General features: G+C 38.8%; 18 protein-coding genes. 5 read left to right on the plus strand and 13 right to left on the minus strand.

Features of this window, described 5'->3' with window-relative positions; translation table 11 throughout:
* Positions 1 to 321: 321 nt before the first annotated feature.
* The 3 genes from EIY84_RS01495 to recR all read right to left on the minus strand — a co-directional run bounded on the left by EIY84_RS01495 (position 322) and on the right by recR (position 3,056).
* Positions 322 to 873, minus strand: a complete 552-nt coding sequence (locus EIY84_RS01495) for an REP-associated tyrosine transposase (protein WP_124639787.1) — start codon at positions 871 to 873, stop codon at positions 322 to 324.
* Positions 874 to 985: 112 nt separating this feature from the next.
* The gene (locus tag EIY84_RS01500) at positions 986 to 2,407 is read right to left on the minus strand and encodes a CCA tRNA nucleotidyltransferase (RefSeq protein ID WP_124639788.1); all 1,422 of its coding nucleotides are present in this window, start codon (positions 2,405 to 2,407) and stop codon (positions 986 to 988) included.
* A 37-nt stretch (positions 2,408 to 2,444) separates the two neighbouring features.
* On the minus strand, positions 2,445 to 3,056 hold the full coding sequence (recR, locus tag EIY84_RS01505; RefSeq protein WP_124639790.1) for a recombination mediator RecR: 612 nt from the start codon (positions 3,054 to 3,056) through the stop codon (positions 2,445 to 2,447).
* Between the two features lie 106 nt (positions 3,057 to 3,162).
* Between recR and EIY84_RS01510 the strand changes: the two genes are divergently transcribed.
* The 3 genes from EIY84_RS01510 (at position 3,163) to EIY84_RS01520 (ending at position 5,776) form a co-directional block, all read left to right on the plus strand.
* Positions 3,163 to 3,768: an LURP-one-related/scramblase family protein gene (locus EIY84_RS01510; protein ID WP_124639793.1), complete on the plus strand. Its 606-nt coding sequence runs from the start codon at positions 3,163 to 3,165 to the stop codon at positions 3,766 to 3,768.
* 14 nt (positions 3,769 to 3,782) lie between these two features.
* The gene (locus tag EIY84_RS01515) at positions 3,783 to 4,268 is read left to right on the plus strand and encodes a hypothetical protein (protein ID WP_124639795.1); all 486 of its coding nucleotides are present in this window, start codon (positions 3,783 to 3,785) and stop codon (positions 4,266 to 4,268) included.
* Between the two features lie 65 nt (positions 4,269 to 4,333).
* Positions 4,334 to 5,776 (plus strand): aminoacyl-histidine dipeptidase, encoded by a 1,443-nt coding sequence (locus EIY84_RS01520; protein WP_124639797.1) that lies wholly within the window; start codon positions 4,334 to 4,336, stop codon positions 5,774 to 5,776.
* A 163-nt stretch (positions 5,777 to 5,939) separates the two neighbouring features.
* Here the strand turns inward: EIY84_RS01520 and EIY84_RS01525 are convergent, their stop codons facing one another.
* The 10 genes from EIY84_RS01525 to EIY84_RS01570 all read right to left on the minus strand — a co-directional run bounded on the left by EIY84_RS01525 (position 5,940) and on the right by EIY84_RS01570 (position 16,053).
* The gene (locus tag EIY84_RS01525) at positions 5,940 to 6,272 is read right to left on the minus strand and encodes a 2Fe-2S iron-sulfur cluster-binding protein (RefSeq protein ID WP_124639799.1); all 333 of its coding nucleotides are present in this window, start codon (positions 6,270 to 6,272) and stop codon (positions 5,940 to 5,942) included.
* A 16-nt stretch (positions 6,273 to 6,288) separates the two neighbouring features.
* On the minus strand, positions 6,289 to 7,341 hold the full coding sequence (locus EIY84_RS01530) for an NAD(P)/FAD-dependent oxidoreductase (protein ID WP_124639801.1): 1,053 nt from the start codon (positions 7,339 to 7,341) through the stop codon (positions 6,289 to 6,291).
* Between the two features lie 176 nt (positions 7,342 to 7,517).
* Complete coding sequence (locus EIY84_RS01535; protein WP_124639803.1) at positions 7,518 to 8,156, minus strand: alpha/beta hydrolase; 639 nt, start codon at positions 8,154 to 8,156, stop codon at positions 7,518 to 7,520.
* A 92-nt stretch (positions 8,157 to 8,248) separates the two neighbouring features.
* Positions 8,249 to 10,345 carry a M13 family metallopeptidase gene (locus EIY84_RS01540; protein ID WP_124639805.1) on the minus strand — a complete coding sequence of 699 codons (2,097 nt, stop codon included), beginning with the start codon at positions 10,343 to 10,345 and terminating at the stop codon, positions 8,249 to 8,251.
* Between the two features lie 307 nt (positions 10,346 to 10,652).
* Positions 10,653 to 11,321, minus strand: coding sequence for a head GIN domain-containing protein (locus tag EIY84_RS01545; protein WP_124639807.1), 669 nt, complete (start codon positions 11,319 to 11,321; stop codon positions 10,653 to 10,655).
* Positions 11,322 to 11,444: 123 nt separating this feature from the next.
* Positions 11,445 to 11,903 (minus strand): STM3941 family protein, encoded by a 459-nt coding sequence (locus EIY84_RS01550; RefSeq protein WP_124639809.1) that lies wholly within the window; start codon positions 11,901 to 11,903, stop codon positions 11,445 to 11,447.
* Positions 11,904 to 11,909: 6 nt separating this feature from the next.
* Positions 11,910 to 14,069: a peptidyl-dipeptidase Dcp gene (gene dcp / locus EIY84_RS01555; protein WP_124639811.1), complete on the minus strand. Its 2,160-nt coding sequence runs from the start codon at positions 14,067 to 14,069 to the stop codon at positions 11,910 to 11,912.
* A gap of 139 nt (positions 14,070 to 14,208) precedes the next feature.
* Positions 14,209 to 15,018, minus strand: a complete 810-nt coding sequence (locus EIY84_RS01560; protein WP_124639813.1) for a TPM domain-containing protein — start codon at positions 15,016 to 15,018, stop codon at positions 14,209 to 14,211.
* On the minus strand, positions 14,999 to 15,445 hold the full coding sequence (locus EIY84_RS01565) for a TPM domain-containing protein (RefSeq protein ID WP_124639815.1): 447 nt from the start codon (positions 15,443 to 15,445) through the stop codon (positions 14,999 to 15,001). Before EIY84_RS01565 ends, EIY84_RS01560 begins: the two co-directional genes overlap by 20 nt.
* The gene (locus EIY84_RS01570; RefSeq protein WP_124639817.1) at positions 15,445 to 16,053 is read right to left on the minus strand and encodes a LemA family protein; all 609 of its coding nucleotides are present in this window, start codon (positions 16,051 to 16,053) and stop codon (positions 15,445 to 15,447) included. The genes EIY84_RS01565 and EIY84_RS01570 overlap by 1 nt, the downstream gene beginning before the upstream one ends.
* Before the next feature lie 89 nt (positions 16,054 to 16,142).
* Between EIY84_RS01570 and EIY84_RS01575 the strand changes: the two genes are divergently transcribed.
* Positions 16,143 to 16,637 (plus strand): dihydrofolate reductase, encoded by a 495-nt coding sequence (locus EIY84_RS01575; RefSeq protein ID WP_124639819.1) that lies wholly within the window; start codon positions 16,143 to 16,145, stop codon positions 16,635 to 16,637.
* An 85-nt stretch (positions 16,638 to 16,722) separates the two neighbouring features.
* A complete protein-coding gene (locus EIY84_RS01580) occupies positions 16,723 to 17,292 on the plus strand; it encodes a tetratricopeptide repeat protein (RefSeq protein ID WP_124639821.1) in 570 nt (189 codons plus the stop codon).
* The last annotated feature ends 41 nt before the right edge of the window (positions 17,293 to 17,333 follow it).

A 17,333-nucleotide genomic window follows, 5' to 3' on the forward strand; every position in this document is an offset into this window, starting at 1 on the left:
CAATCCATACTTTTAGGATCTTCAAGTTCAGAGATTTTTAGAGCAACCCGTCCTGCTGTCCGCTGTATCTTTTGTGCCCAGGCTTTATCCCAAGGCATACAAAAGGATGCCGCTCCCATCAGGGATAGGACAAAGGGTTGGTTTTGTTTTCAAATTTTTTGCGATTCGTCGTTTTGAGGGCTCGCCGAAGGCGAGTCCCCATTTTATTGTTTCATCAATATTATTAACGGTTTGCGGTTATGTGAAGTGAGGACTTTGATTATCAAATATTTATACAATCTCAACCCCCTCGCTGGCGCGAGCATCATGCTCGTGCCCACATTAATTATTAACATCAATTTGTAAAATTTCATCATAATCATCACAATAATTCCTCGCACTGCTGTACTTCCATTCCCAAGGTTCCATGACAAAACCACTTTCTACAGGATTTTGGTGGATATAATTTAGCTTTTGTTCGAATACTTTTAAAGACCATATTTCAATTGGCTTATTATTTTGTTGCCATAATTGATAGTTTTTAACATTTGAAGTTCTTTCCCCTGCTTTTTTTAGCATCCACAGCAACCATTCTTTCCGACTTTCTTGATTGTTTTCTTGTATCGCTTCTATCAATTTTCGAGAAGTAAACCCTTTGAAATCTCGAATCAATTCTGATGGTTTTCCATCTGATGAACGGAATATCAAATGAATATGGCTGGGCATGATACAATATCCAAAAATTGCCATTCCTTTATTTTTTCTACAATAATCCAAAGAAGCAATTACAATATCAAAATACTCCATCCTCGTAAAAAGGTCTATCCAAAATACGGTAGCAAAGCTTATAAAATAAGCTCCATCTTTTTCTTTGAATTTATACTTTCTACTCATTTCTTATTGTTTATGGGTACGAGCGGGACGCTCGCACCAGCGTAGGGGCTCGCCTTCGGCGAGCCCCCATTTTATTGTTTCATCAAGAAAACCGACAATTAAACTTTCGAAACTACAACGGTTTCAACCCAAGAAGTTCCGCTTCTTTAATCACGAAAACTTTAGCTTGTTCAGCATTATTTTCGATATCACCTTCTAGGATGGCTTCCTTTACTTTTTCTTTCAGGATACCAATTTCTTTGCCCGGTTTCAGACCAAAAAGTTGCATGATCTCTTCCCCGGAAATGGGAGGCTGAAAGTTTCTAACCTGATCTTTTTCTTCCACCTCTTTTATTTTTTCCGCAACATAGACAAAATTGGTGATGAATTTCTTTTGCTTCGCAGCATTTTTTGTCGTGATGTCCGCTTTGCACAAGGTGAATAGATCTTCCATATCCTCACCGGCATCAAAAAGCATTCGTCTAAGCGCCGAGTCCGATGCGTCGTCGGTTACCAGTGCAATAGGTCTGGACGACAGCGTTACCATTTTTTGGACATACTTGAGGTCGGCTCCCAAAGGAAGTTTTAGGCGTTGGAATATCTTTTTAACCATTTTTCCACCCAAAAATTCGTGACCACGAAAAGTCCAACCCGTTCCTTCGATAAATTTTTTTGTAGGAGCCTTGCCAACATCGTGCATCAGAGCAGCCCAACGAAGCCAAAGGTTGTCGGTATTTTGCGAAATGTTATCCACCACCTCTAGGGTGTGGTAAAAATTGTCTTTGTGCTTTTGACCTTCAATTTCTTCAATCCCTTTCAGAGCCGTCAGTTCCGGGATAACCAATTTCATGATTCCTGTTTTTTCCATCAGAGCCAATCCTTTGGAAGGCTTTTCGGACATCATAATTTTGTTGAACTCCACCATGATTCTTTCCACCGAAACTATTTTTATTCGTTCGGCTTCACCAGAAATGGCAGCTAGGGAATTTTCCTCAATCATAAAATCCAAAGTCGAGGCAAAGCGTAGGGCACGCATCATTCTCAGTGGGTCGTCAGAATAGGTTTGTACAGGCTCTAGCGGTGTTTTTAGGATTTTGTTTTGCAAATCTTCTCTTCCGTTAAAAGGATCGATAAGCTCGCCAAAATTGTGTGCATTTAGTGAAATCGCCATCGCGTTGATGGTGAAATCTCTTCTTTTTTGGTCGTCTTCCAAGGTGCCGGATTCCACTTCTGGATTTCTGGAGTTTTCGGAGTAGCTTTCTTTTCTCGCCCCCACAAATTCCAAATCCAAGTCGTTGTATTTGAAAGCTGCCGTACCGTAGTTTTTAAAGACCGCTACTTTTAGTTTCGGGTTCAGGGTTTCGGCAACTTTTTGAGCCAGGTTAATGCCACTTTGTTCCGTGACAAAATCAATATCGGTAGGCATTTTTCTGTCCATCAACAAATCCCGAACATATCCACCAACAATATAGACCGATTGGTTTTGTTGTTGGGCAACTTCCGAAATGATTTTAAAAAGTTTTAGATTTTTATTCTGCTTGAGATTGATGAACATATCGTGGATATAAATTTGAACTTTAATTTTTTGTGAATTATGCTTTTTCGTTGTACGGCAAACGGTGAACAATGGATCGGCCCAGTGAGATTTCGTCGGCATATTCCAGTTCGTCGCCTACGGCAATACCTCTGGCAATGCTGGAGAAAACCAAATCGTAGGATTTTAATTTTTTGTAGATGTAGTATGCTGTGGTATCGCCTTCCATGGTAGCCGAAAGGGCAAATATCAACTCACGAACTTCACCGTGTTGGATTTTATTTTCCAAACCAGAAATGTTCAGTTGGTTGGGACCAATGCCTTCCATGGGCGAGATTCTACCGCCCAAAACCAGATACTTTCCGGTGTATTTTCCTGTATTTTCTATGGCCATAACATCTCGGACATCTTCCACAATGCATAAGATTTCGGGATTCCTTTTGGGGTTGTCACAAATGTCACAAATGTCAAAATCTGAAAAATTTCGACATTCTTTACAATATTTTATTTCGGTAACCAAGTGTTTTAGGGCTTCGCTAAGGGATAAAGCCTGACTCTCGGATTGCTTCAGCAGGTGCAAAGCCAATCGTAGTGCCGACTTCTTACCAATCCCCGGAAGTCCGGAGATTTCTTCAACTGCTTTTGCCAATACTTTACTAGGATAATCCATGGGGCAAAGATAATGGATTTAGGAGCATCATAAAAATTATAGAAAAACTAATTCACCTTCGATTACTCTTCTTTATTTTGTTATTTTTACATTCTAAATTTCACAAATGCTAACACAACAACTTCGCTATCCGTTGGATTTTAAATTCAATATTTTTACCATTTCCAATGATTTTTCTGTAACCGACGCTTTAGGAAATCCGGTATTTTATGTCAGATCCAAAATATTTAAACTAAAAGACGATGTGATTGTCTATTCAGATGCCTCTAAAACCAAGGAATTGTTCAGGATGAAAGCCAATCAGTGGATTGATTTCAATTCAGTTTTTAACATCACTTGTAAACAAAATGGTCAGCTTTTAGGAAGAGTTGGGAGAAGAGGTTTCCGTTCGATTTGGAAGGCTTCTTACCAAATTTTTGATCCTAACGGTCAACGAGAATTTCACATGGAAGAGACCAATCCGTTGATTAAGGTTTTGGACGGAATCTTTGGCGAGTTACCCATTATTGGAGGGTTGACTGGATATTTTTTCAATCCAAATTACTCGATAAAAGATAAAAATGGAATAGAAGTTTTTAAAATGCGAAAAATGCCCTCACTTTTTGGGAGAAGATTTCAAGTGGTAAAAACCGCTGAACTCTCGGAAGAACAAGAATCTTTGATATTGTTGTCACTAATGATGATGGTGTTGTTGGAAAGAAAAAGAGGGTAATATATTTTAGTTTTATGAAGAAAATAAGTGTTGTCATCCTCTGTGGATGGATGGTTTTATCATGCAAAAAAGAAGAAAAATTAAGCTCCGAAAACCAAAACGATAGCATTGCGGTGGTGCAGGACTCGGTGAGAACGACAGGTGAAGAAATGGTACATTTTGAAACTTTTTCTTTTCCAGAAAATATACAGGGTTGCTCATGTTCTTTTGCCAAAGACAAAACGGCTTTTGAAAAAGGCGAACTGCTCTTTGCAGACGATTATGGCAATGAAGCTACGATAAAAGTTGGTGGCGATTTTTTGAAATTCCCGATGGAAGAAGGCGACTTTGACCCGTCCAATTTCAATAGAATTCTGAAACATAACGGTTATACTTTGGAAATGAAAGCCAAAAAACTGAACTCGGATCCCGAAGCCATGATCTTTGAAGGAAGCATGACGCTGACCGCACCCCAAGGAAAGAGCATCCACAGTACCATCTATGGCGAATGTGGATGCTAAGTCTTTTTTAGTTTTACTTTTTTGGGCTTAAAAATAGTTGTAATTTTGAGAAAATTTAAATAATAATGGAAATTAATCAGTTAGAACCGCAACAGATTTGGAAGAATTTTTCCTTACTGAATGCCGTTCCAAGACCATCGAAAAAAGAAGAAAAGGTCATCGCTTTTATTAAAAAATTTGGTGAAAATTTAGGTTTGGATACCAAAGTAGATGAGGTGGGTAATGTCATCATCAGAAAACCGGCAACAGCTGGTATGGAAAATAGACAAACCATCGTTCTGCAATCGCACTTGGACATGGTTTGCCAAAAAAATAACGATGTCGATTTTGATTTTGAAACCCAAGGAATCATCATGGAAACCGATGGTGAATGGGTGAGAGCAAAAGGTACAACTTTGGGTGCCGATAACGGTTTGGGTGTTGCCACCATCATGTCCATTTTGGAAAGCGCAGATGTAGCACATCCGGCATTGGAAGCTCTATTTACCATTGACGAAGAAACAGGAATGACCGGAGCAATTGGTCTGAAACCGGGAGAGTTGCAAGGCAAAATTTTATTGAATTTGGATACCGAAGAAGACGATGAAATCGATATCGGTTGTGCCGGAGGTATAGATGTTACGGCTTCAGCAAACTTCGATGTTATTGGTAACAAAGGCGAAGTGGTAAAAATTTCGGTTAGCGGTTTGCAAGGCGGGCACTCTGGAATGGACATCCACAAAGGTTTTGGCAATGCGAATATCATCCTCGGAAGAGTATTGTTTACAGGAGTGGATGTACACGATTTGCAATTGATTTCCATTGATGGTGGCGGACTTAGAAATGCCATTCCAAGAGAAGCAGTAGCCTATATTTCTGTTCGAAATGCAAATGATTTCATAGAAGATGCTCAAAAATTAAGCAAAGATATTTTAGACGAATTTGCTTCTGTTGAAAAAGATTTGAAAATTATAATTGAAAAATCTGAAGCTGGGGATGATGCCGTATCAATTTCGGATTCTAAGAAGATTGTTTTGGCTCTGAAATCGGCTCATAACGGAGTGTACAGAATGTCACCTGATGTAGAAGGATTGGTAGAATCGTCCAATAATGTGGCGAGAGTAGAGCTAAAAGAAGGTGCTTTGAAGATTCTCAACCTCTCCAGATCTTCTGTAGAATCTACAAAGTATGCAGTAGCAGAACAACTAAAAGCGGTGTTTGAATTGGCCGATATGAATGTGGTGTTCAGCGGATCTTATCCAGGTTGGAAACCAAAACCGGATGCAGCCATTATAAAAACCATGGTAGAAATTTACGAGAAAGAATTTTCGGAAAAACCAATGGTGGTGGCTTGTCATGCCGGATTGGAATGTGGGATCATTGGAGCCAACTATCCTGAGATGGAAATGGTCAGCTTTGGTCCAACCATTCGTGGGGCACACTCACCGGACGAGAGAGCCCAAGTTGCTTCTGTACAGAAATTTTGGAAATATGTACAAGAAATTCTTAAAAATATACCGTTGAAATAAACCAAGAAAAAACTCCCAAAATTTTGGGAGTTTTAATTTTTTTTAGGCTAAGAGCCCGTTTAAAATTTTACCGAAATAATAATTCGGCTATTTCTTATCTTTCTTATCTGCTTTTTTGTATTCTATTTAGATATAAAATTTAAAAAGGCTCTAAAAATTGATCTTAAGGATACGCTGCCATTTGAACTTCCAAACCGTCCAATTCTTCGGTGATGAAGATTTGGCAACCCAATCTAGAATTGTCTTTTACATGGAAAGCTTCCCCCAACATGGCGTCTTCTTCGTCGCCCATTTCGTGTAGTTTTTCGCTTCCATCTACGATGTAAACTTGGCAAGATGCACACATGCACATCCCTCCACAAACGCCTATGGTACCTTCGTCTGCCAATTCATAAGACCTCATAACTTCCATCAAATTCATGGACATATCCGTAGGAGCAACCAAATCGTGTGTTACTCCGTTTCTATCGGTGATTTTTATATTAATATCAGACATGGTATTTTTTTAGAGATTAATCAATCTTTTTAACAACGGCTTTTTCTGCTTCTTTTCTACTTCCGTCAAAACCATCAACACCGCTTACAGTAGTATATTTCAAAACATATTTTTTACCAGGATTCAGTCGGTTGTACACCGATTGGCACATCATCGTTCCTTCGTGGAATCCGCATAAAATTAATTTTAATTTTCCCGGATATGTATTGATGTCTCCAATAGCGTAGATGCCTTCGATGTTGGTTTGGTAGTCCAAGGCATTGTTTACTTTGATGGCATTTTTTTCAATTTCCAATCCCCAGTTTCCAATGGCTCCCAATTTTGGAGTTAGTCCGAATAAAGGAATGAAATAATCGGTTTCTACATCAAATTTTTCTCCGTCTTTTTCAACGGTAATGGCATTAACAACGCCGTTTCCATGGATGGCGGTAACTTCTGCAGGAGTGATCAGATTGATCTTTCCTTGGTTCTTCAGTTCTTGAACTTTTTCTACAGAGTCCAAAGCACCACGGAACTCGTTTCTTCTGTGGATGAGGGTTACCTCGCTGGCTACATTCGATAAGAAAATAGACCAATCCAGTGCAGAGTCTCCACCTCCGGCAATCACAATTTTTTTACCACGGAAATGTTCAGGATCTTTTACAAAATATTCTACTCCTTTTTCTTCATAATCAAAAAGGTTTTCAATCTCCGGTTTTCTAGGTTCAAAAGTCCCTAAACCTCCAGCAATGGCAATGGCTTTAGCTCTGTGGACAGTTCCTTTGTTGGTGATTACTTCAAACCATTCATTATCGATTTTTGTTAAAGTTTCTGCCGTTTCACCTAGGGTAAATCCAGGTTGGAATTGTTTGATCTGTTCCATCAGATTATCCACCAATTCTCCAGCGTTTACCGATGGGTATCCCGGAATATCGAAAATTGGTTTTTTAGGATACAATTCTGCCAATTGTCCACCCGGTTGAGGCAATGCATCAATGATGTGGCATTTTATTTTAAGCAGTCCGGCTTCGAATACGGAAAATAGACCTGTTGGTCCGGCTCCTATGATCAGTAAATCAGTTGTTATCATGAATTGTTGTATGGATAAATTGATTATTAAAAATATTAAACACCGTTTTTGACATTCGTAAAGCTCGATGTAAAAAACGGTGCAAATTTAATGAAAATTAAAAGAATGACTCTGTAATTTTGATTACAATTGTTATAAATCATCATGTGAATTGGTCTATGATGAAAATTGCAATGTTATTTTTCCAAAAATGCCATCAGATCCATGTAGTTTTTTTGGTTGATGCCGTGCCCATTCATGTATTCTCGGAAAGAGAAATAACAACTCAAATCGTACAACAAGTCTGCCCCTTTTTTGCCCCAATCCATCGGGATAATGGCATCGTCTGAACCGTGAGAAACAAAGAAACGAAGTCGTTCTAATTTTTTTTTATCTTTTACCTTGTTTTTAAGGATTTTCTCTTCGGGATAGGCACTTAGAATAGCAATTTTATTGAACATTTCGGGTGCACTTAATGCCAATGCATAAGACAAAACACCGCCCTGAGAAAAACCACAAAGATGGGTCGGGTTGTCTGAAAGTCCGTAATGGTTAGAAATTTTCAGCATGCTTTCCAACAAGGCGTTCAGTGCTTGATTGGCTTGGGGCACATCAATAAATTTTTCGGGATCGTTCAAATCGATATCGTACCAGCTGTAGCCCTCAAAAGGCGTTTCTTTCGGCGCTCTATAACTTACGATGATCCAATCTTTGGGAAGTGTTGGGACAAAGGAGAATAGGTCTTGCTCGTTGCTGCCGTAGCCGTGCAACATGAATAGGATAGGGGTTTTCGAGGTGATGGTTTCCGGCTCTCGAACGATATATTTTAATTCCATTGGACAGGGATGGTATTTTGTTAAATTTTTTTTAGAATAACAAACCGCAACAATGGATTTGGTGCGGTTTGTTTATTTTTATCTTTTTTGAATTACCAAATTTTTACTCTTTGTTCAGGAGCTTTATAATGCTTATCTCCCGCTTGGATGTTGAAGGCTTTGTACCAGGCATCGGTGTTTTCTAACGGCCCGAAACTTCTAAAATATCCTGGAGAGTGCGGATCGGTTTTTACTTGGTTCAACATGTATTTTTCTGAAGAAAGCGTTCTCCAAACGGTTGCCCAACTTAGGAAAAATCTTTGGTCTTGGCTGTAACCGCTGATGTTTCCGGGGTTTCCATGATCTTTAAGATACATTTGAAGAGCATCAAAGGCAATGTTTACACCACCAAGATCGGCGATGTTTTCTCCGTTGGTAAATGTTCCGTTTACTTTTGTTCCTTTCACCGGTTCGTACTGATCGTATTGGGCAGCCAAGGCTTTTGTTGCTTTTTCAAAGTTGGCTTTATCTTCTGGAGTCCACCAATCGACCAAATTTCCATCAGCATCAAACTGTGCTCCGGAATCGTCGAATCCATGGGTAATTTCGTGACCGATAACCGCACCAATTCCACCGAAATTAATTGCAGCATCTGCATTGGGGTTGAAGAAAGGCGGTTGTAGGATGGCAGCTGGGAAAACGATTTCATTGTTCAAAGGGTTGTAGTATGCATTAACCGTTTGCGGGGTCATTCCCCATTCAGCTTTATCAACTGCTTTGCCCACTTTGTCCAGATCTTTTTGGTATTGCCATTCGGTAATGTTTTGTAGGTTTTTATACAAAGATCCACCGTCTTTTTCTGAAAGGATTACCAATTTAGAATAGTCTTTCCACTTGTCGGGATAAGCGACTTTTACTGTGAATTTGTTTAGTTTTTCAATGGCTTTTTTCTTGGTGGTGTCGGACATCCAGCTTAGGTTTTTGATGTGCTGGTCGAAGCTTTTTAGTAGATAATCGACCAAGACCACCATTTTTTGTTTGTCGGCTTCCGAGAAATATTTTTGAACATACAATTTACCAAAAGCCTCACCCAAACTTCCGTTGATTAATTGGTAAGCTCTCTTGTTTAGGGCTCTTTGTTCTTGTTGTCCGTTGAGGTATTTGCCATAAAAATCAAATTTTTTATTATCCAAATCTTGGGTCAGATAGCTGGCAGAACTGGATAATAAATGAAATTTCATGTAATCCTTGATGGTTGCAAGATTTTTCTCGTTGATGAGGGTGTCAAAATTTTCAAAGAATTTTTTCTCGCCAACAATTACCTTATCGGTTTTTACTCCTACTTTAGCCAGATAATCTTGAAGGTTGATGGTTTTAACCGTTTTTTTCAACTCGGCCATGGTCATTGGGTTGTATTGCAATGTCGCATCTCGAATTTGTTCGTTGTTCAGGTAGGTATTGGCAATTTTCTTCTCCAAATCCACAATGTTTTTTGCTACAATTTTAGGATTTTTGTATCCCAAAACTTCCAACATAGAACTTACGAATTCTGTATATTTTGCAAGAGTTTCTGTATTTTTAGCATTTACTTTTTGGTAATAATCTCTACCCAATCCCAATTCGGGATTTCCAAGATAGACGGCATTCATCTTGCTGTCTTTCATGTCGGCATCTACACCCCAAGCGTACAAAGTATTTTCACCATTTTTTGTGGCTTCTATCATGTATTTTTGCAAGTCGCTGATGTTTTTTATGGCATCAATTTTTGCTAAATCGTTTTTAATTGGGTTAATGCCATCGGCATTTCTCTTGTCCATGTCCATGTAAGATGCATAAAGATCTTGAATTTTTTTGCCTTCGCTTCCTGCATCAAAATGTTCTTTTAACAAGTTATTTAGGATGGTCATGGAGTTGTTGTCCGTGTCTTCGCCCAATTTGTTGAAGCTTCCCCAAGTGGATTTGTCTGCCGGGATTTTGGCGGTTTTCATCCAAGTTCCGTTTACGAAATTGTAAAAATCGTCTTGTGGTCGTACGGATTTATCCATTGCCGTAAGGTCCAAACCGTTTTCTTTGGGTTCTTCTTTTTTAGTTTCTGGAAGGGTGTTTTCCATGGCTTTTGTGTTTTGTGTTGTATTTTTTGGTGTCGTGTTGCACGAGGTAAATGATAATAAACCTGCAAAAGCAAGAATGCCGATATTTAATTTTTTCATGTAAATGATTTTACTATAATTTTGAAGAGCAAATTTACGGTAAAATAGTTTTCCAACATATTTTCTGTGCAAATCTCCACGGCGTTCGCATTTAAATTTTATGCTATTGTGAAAGCAATGCTTCTATGAAAAGAACTCTCTATTACAAACCAAAACCTATGTGGCTGTGTGGTGAAAATATAAAACCACACAGATTCATAGACTTTTTAAGTAAAATAATGGATAAAAGATATTATAGAAAATACATTTTTCACATGGTTTTTTAAAAGAGAATGCTGTGGCAAATCTCCAAATGCAAGAAGCGGGCTTATTTTATAAAATTGATTTTCCCACCCAAAACGGTTTTGGTATTTCTGTCTTTGGGATTCCCCAAAATGTCCACAACACCGCCGGCTCTGGTTTTTACGATAACGGATTCTTTGGCATAGATGCTGGCGTGTCCTCCTGCATTTGCAGTCGCTTCGGTTTCTTGTGAAATTAATTCTTTTCCGAAATATTTTGCTCCGGAATTGATGATAAGGTCTTGTTTTTCTGCGGTTCCCTTCAAGTGGATTTGGCCGCCGGAATTGGCTTTAATGCTCAGATTTTTAACATCCAAATCGAGCTTGATTACCGATCCTTCGTTGGCAGTAAGTTGTAGTCGATTGCCATTAACCGTTGCATTGGAACTGATGCTGGCACCTTGACTGCCTTGTATTTCTTGTAATTTGGTGTAATATACTTTTATTTTTGTATCGGCTCCTTGCATCAATAGCGTTGGGATCATTCGTATTTTTAGTTCTCCGTTTTTGTTGACCAATTCTACATCCTGGTCGTTGTTGCTGATGATTTCTACCTTAGAATCCTTTGAGGGTACGAGTTCTACTGAAATTTTATCGTAGGCTTTAACTGCTGAAAAATCACCTAGATTCTTTGTGCTTTGAGCGGTGAAAAATTGTACAAAACAAAGGGTGGAAACGGTTATAAGTTGTCGCATATTTTTATATTTTTTTAGTTAAACGATTTTTCCTGATTTTAAGTGTGAGGATTTGTATTTGTTTAACAAAATTCAAACCAAAAAAATATCCACCTCTGTTGAAAAGGTGGATGTAGTATTAATTTATAAGGGTTGCTTAGACCAATGTTCATTCAAGATTTCGTTGAGTTCTTCAGCGCTTTTTCCGTAATTGTCAGGGAGCATACTCTCGTTGTTGGTCAGCATTTTGGAAGCGTCGTAACCCAAGTATTTGCCTTTGAAATGGTCTGCAAATCGAATCATGACAAAGGTTTTTAAAAAGACTTTTTTGGTGTAAAATCCTTTAATGTCCGTCCATTTTAATTCTGAAGAACTGAATAGGGTTTTTACAAAAATTCCTCGATCCGAAATCTTTAAATAGGTGGAATTGGGAATCAATTGCAACATCGCCAATAAGGTAGATAGACCAAATAATGCTATGGTAAACCAACCGTAGTTGATGCCTTTGTTAACGAGGTTAATGCCTAAAATGACAAATCCAATGCTTAAAAAAGCTCCCAAAATGGGTTTCCATAATTTGGGTTTCAAAACAATTTCTTTCATAAACAATTATTTTACCAAACCTCTGGCTTTCAGTAAGGGTTGTATGTCCGGATCTTTTCCTGTAAGGTTTCTAAATGCGTGGTTCAGATCCAAAGAATTTCCAACGGAAAGAATTTCTTTTCGGAATTTGTCTCCGTTTTTTCTGGTCATTCCTCCATTTTTTTCAAACCATTCCAAGGCAGAGAAATCCAACATTTCGCTCCACAGATACGCATAATATCCAGCGGAATATCCGCCACCCCAAATGTGTGCAAAGTACGGAGAATGGTATCTTGTTGGGACTTCCTTCATCAGCAAGCCGTATTTTTTCAGTGCGTTGTTTTCAAATTCCAAAGCCGGGAGTATTTGTTTTTCATCGGTTACGGTGTGCCACGCCATATCCAAGGTTGCTGCAGCGACCAATTCGGTTACATTGTAGCCTTCGTTAAAGGTTTTGGAGTTTTTAATTTTTTGTACCAAATCGTTCGGGATGGGTTGTCCCGTTTGGAAATGCACGGCATAATTTTTCAAAACGCTAGGTTCCAAGGCCCAATATTCATTAATTTGTGATGGAAACTCAACAAAATCTCTCGGGGTGTTGGTACCGGAAAGCGAAGTGTATTTCTGATTGGCAAATATCCCATGGATGGAGTGTCCAAATTCGTGAAAAAGTGTGGTAACATCGTCAAATGAAATGAGTGAGGGTTTTCCGGCTGCCGGTTTTTGGTAGTTGTACACATTCACAATCACCGGTTTCTGACCAAGAGAGTAGGATTGCTCCACAAAATTACTCATCCAGGCACCACCGTTTTTGTTGTCTCTGGTGTAGAAATCCAAATAATATATCGCCAAAGATTTTCCATCGTGGTCAAAAACTTCGTACGCCACCACATCCGGATGGTAAACCGGAAGGTCTGGTCTTTTTTTGAAGCTTAAACCGTAAAGTTTTTCGGCAGCAAAGAAAACGCCTTTTTCCAAAACAGTAACCACCTCAAAATAGGGCTTTATTTGAGATTCGTCCAGGTCGTATTTGGCTTTTCGTACTTGCTCGGCATAGAAATTCCAGTCCCAAGGTTCAACCTTGAATCCGCCTTTTTGTTGGTCGATAATTTGCTGAATTTCTTGCGTTTCTTGTTTGGCTCTTTCGGTTGCTGGAGCTGCCAATTTTGCCAAAAGATCCATGGCTTTTTCAGGTGTTTTGGCCATTTGATCTTGAATTTTCCATTCGGCAAAATTTTTCTTACCCAAAAGTTGAGCCTTCTTCAGTCTGAGTGCAGCCAATTGTTGCAGGGTTTCTCGGGTGTCGTTGGCGTCACCTTTTTCGGCTCTTGTCCAAGACGCTCGGAAAAGTTTTTCTCGTGTTGTTCTGTTCTTCAGGTTTTGTAGAAGAGGTTGTTGCGTGGTATTTTGCAGGGCCAAAAGATAGGCTCCAGGCTTTCCTGCAAGTTTGGCATCTTCTGCTGCGGCAGCGATTTCGTCGGCAGAAAGTCCGTCCAGTTCTTTTGCATCGTTCACCAAAAGTCCACCGGCTTTTCTGGCGGCCAATAATTTGTTGGAAAATTGGGATTGCAAAGAAGCCATTTGCTCATTTACCTTTTTAAGTTCGGCTTTTTTGTCGGCACTTAGGTTGGCACCGGCAATTTCGAATTGTTGTTCGTAATGTTCAACCAATCTTAGGCTCTCTGCATCTAAATTCAGTTGATTTCTTTGGTTGTAAACGGTTTTTACTTTTTGGTAAAGAGCGTCATTCAAATAAATTTTATCGGAATGTGAGGCAAAAATAGGTGCAAACTCTTCGTCCAGTTTTTGCAAATAATCGTTGGTATTTGCAGAATTCAAATTAGAAAAAATGGTGGTGGCCCTTCTCAGGTTTTGTCCACTATTTTCTAAAGCAACTATGGTATTTTCAAAAGTGGGCTTCGCTTGGTTTTTTACAATCGCATCTATTTCTTGCAATTGCTCATTTAGACCAAATTCAAAAGCAGGTTTGAAATGTTCGTCTTTTATTTTATCAAATTCGGGTGCTTGGTATTGCAATGTGCTTTTTCTAAGTAAAGGATTGGAAGTCATTGTGTGATTCTCTTTTTGGGTGGTAGTACTTTCGGATTTATTGATATTTACAGTAATGCAACTGTTCAGGCTAAAACCAATAGCCGATAAAAAGAACGCCGTGGCAATATTTTTCATAAGATCGTAATGGAATTTTATTTTTTGTTGTTTTAACATTGATTTTCAAAGTTAATGGATTTATTTGAAAAGGATAAAAAAAAGCAGTTCAAACTTTTTTGCTTGAACTGCTTTTGGTCTATACAATATTTTAAGTACCCTACCAGCTTCCTGAAGCGCCACCACCGCCAAAACCTCCTGAGCCACCGCCACCGAAACCGCCAAAGCCACCGCCGGAGCTTCCTCCGAAACCTCCACCGCCAAAACTTCCCGGGAATGGGAAGACGCCGCCGGGATAACTTCTACGACCTCTTCTGGAGATGATTACATCTTCGTCATCATAATAGTTTCCGCCTTTTCCACCGTTATTTTTTGAAATGATGATGAGCAAGAAAATGATAAAGGCAACCACCAAGATAAAAGTAAAAGCATCAAAAGAACCCGCATCGGTATTTTCTTTTTTTATGGGTTGATATTTTCCTCGAACGGCGTCCATTATGGCATTGGTCCCTTGGTCTATTCCGGTGTAGAAATCTCCATCTTTGAAATGTGGAGTTACCAAATAATCCAAAATCTGTCCTGCAATGGATGCTGTTATGTATTGCTCGGCATCTCGTCCTTGTTGTATGGACATGGTTCTATCGTCTTTGGCAATAAGAAAAACGATGCCGTTTTTTTGATCTTTGTTTCGGATGCCCCATTTTTCTCCAATTTCCCAAGCAGCAAAATTAACATCTTCGCCATTGGTCGTTGGCAGTATGACCACCTCAATCTGTACGGATGTCGAATCGTTAAAACGAATGAGCTTTTCATTAAGTGTTGCTTTCTCGCGTTCATCCAAAGTACCGGTTTCGTCATAAACGGGATAAAGTGTTTCCGGTTTTTGCGGAACTTGAAATTGTGCATGCAAAATTGCCCCACAAAATAGGATGAATGCAAAAAATAAAAGTTTAGGAGAAAGTAATCTCATCGGAAAGTTCGTTAGGGTTTTCTCCCAAGATGGGGAAATGTTTTTTTAATTCGATGCCGGTTTCAAGAATGGCTTGTCTTAGGCCTTCTAAATAATTTCCTTTGGCAAATTCGCTCGTTGTTTTATCGTGCAACTGATCCCAAAAGTGTTGGGTTACTTTTTCATGAATACCGGTATCACCAATGATGGTGAGGTAATGCTGATGAAAATTGATGTGGAATAAAACTGCATTTTTTTCTTTGGTTTTTCCCATGCACAAAGACTTGAAAACATTAAAAGCCACAGTCGCATTGTCTGTGGCATTGGTACTTTGGTTGTCCGTGGTTTGGTCGATATGCACACGAATCTCACCGGTAGATTTGTTTTCAGCGATACGAACGGCTTCTACAAGAGTCGCCAATTGTTGGTCTGTAAATATCGTGTTCATTATTCACTAAATACTTCTGGAGCTTTTTCGGCTCCGGCTTCAGCCTTGAATAGTGGCTTTTCTTTGAAATTGGTGAAATTGGCCAAGATGTTGTTTGGGAAAGTTTTTATGCTGACATTGTAGTCTTTAACGGATTCGTTATAGTTCACAGTTTCGGCACGAATGCTGTTCTCAATCGCTACATATTCTCTTTGGAAGTTGATGTACTGTTGGTCTGCTTTTAGGTTAGGATAGCTCTCTACCACAGCCATTAATTTACTAAGTGCTCCACTCAATTCTCCTTGTGCAGCTTGGAATTTGGCCAAATCGGCTTCGGTCAAATTGGTAGGGTCAATGGTTACAGATGTCGCTTTGGATCGTGCATTGATCACATCGGTAAGTGTGGTTTTTTCGAAAGTAGCATAAGATTTCACCGTTCTTTCCAAGTTAGGAATTAGGTTGGCCCTTTTTTGATAAACGGTTTCTACATTGGCCCATTTGGTGTTCACATTTTGTTCTTTTCCTACAAAAGAATTGTATCCGTTTTTACCCCAGAAAAAGAGAATTCCTAAAATAATGATCAGAGCGATACCCAAAGTACCTGCGCTTAGACAGCCCTTATTGTTCATAGTTTGATTTTTTTTAATTAATGTTTTGAAATCAAATATACAAATAATCTTATTAAATTTGTAAAATTGCAAAAAATAATAGAAAACGGATGATAACATTGGTCGTAGCCATGGGCAAAAAAGGTGAAATAGGTTTGGATAACCAGTTGTTGTGGCATATGCCTAAAGACTTGAAACATTTTAAAGAAATCACTTCAGGACATCCTATTGTCATGGGACGAAAAACCTTCGAAAGCATCGGAAAAGCGTTGCCCAATCGTACCAACATCGTGGTTTCGAGAAAAGAAAATTGGTTTGAAGAAGGAATTTTGATTGTTGGCAGTCTAAAAGAAGCCTTGAAATTTGCTCAAAAAATTGATGAAAATACAATGGTCATCGGTGGAGCTGAAATTTTTAAACAAACCATAGAATTGGCAGACCGATTGGAAGTTACTTTTGTCGATTCCGAATTTGAAGCCGACACCTTCTTTCCTAAAATTCAACCCAAAATTTGGAAAATGATTGCAGAAGAAAAGCACGAAAAGGATGAGAAAAATCCTTATGATTTTTCTTTCAGAACTTACGAGAGAATTAAAACAAAGTAATAGTGCTCAATAGTCCAGAATTACAAGATATTGACTTTTGGTATCCGAGCGAAATTAATATCTTTGCACTTCAAAAAAATAAAGAATGAATAAATACATAAAACTCGTATTTGCAGGTTTATTAATGGTATTGGGAATTTACATGATGTTTTTTACCCGTAACTTAGGATGGGGGATTGTCGTATTCCTTTTATCCGCTCTTCCCATTGCCTTGTTTTTTAAAAACGAATACATCTTATTGGCTTTTTGGCAACTGAGAAAACAAAATATGCCTAAAGCTGCCGTATGGTTGTCTTCTATCAAAAATTACAAATCCCAATTGCACCGCTCTCAGTACGGGTATTTCCATTATTTGCAAGGACTTACACTGGCTCAGGATCATCCGAAAAAAGTTGAACCTTTGATGAGAAAAGCCTTGGAGTATGGATTGAACATGAAGCAAGATCGTGCTATGGCTACTTTAAATTTAGCCGCAACGGCAATTTCATCCGGAAGAAAACAAGAAGGACAAAAATTGTTGGAAGAAGCTAGAAAATTGGACAGTGCCGGTATGATGACCGATCAGATAAAAATGATGAAAGACCAGTTGAAAATGCCATCCATGCAAAAACACATGCACAATCCCAACATGAGACAAAGAGGAAAGTTTTTCTAAAAAATTAGACAAATAAAAATCCTGAGAAAATAAATTCTCAG

Origin of the sequence: Amniculibacterium aquaticum (genome assembly GCF_003852705.1) — a bacterium.
In the GTDB taxonomy this organism is placed as follows: domain Bacteria; phylum Bacteroidota; class Bacteroidia; order Flavobacteriales; family Weeksellaceae; genus Amniculibacterium; species Amniculibacterium aquaticum.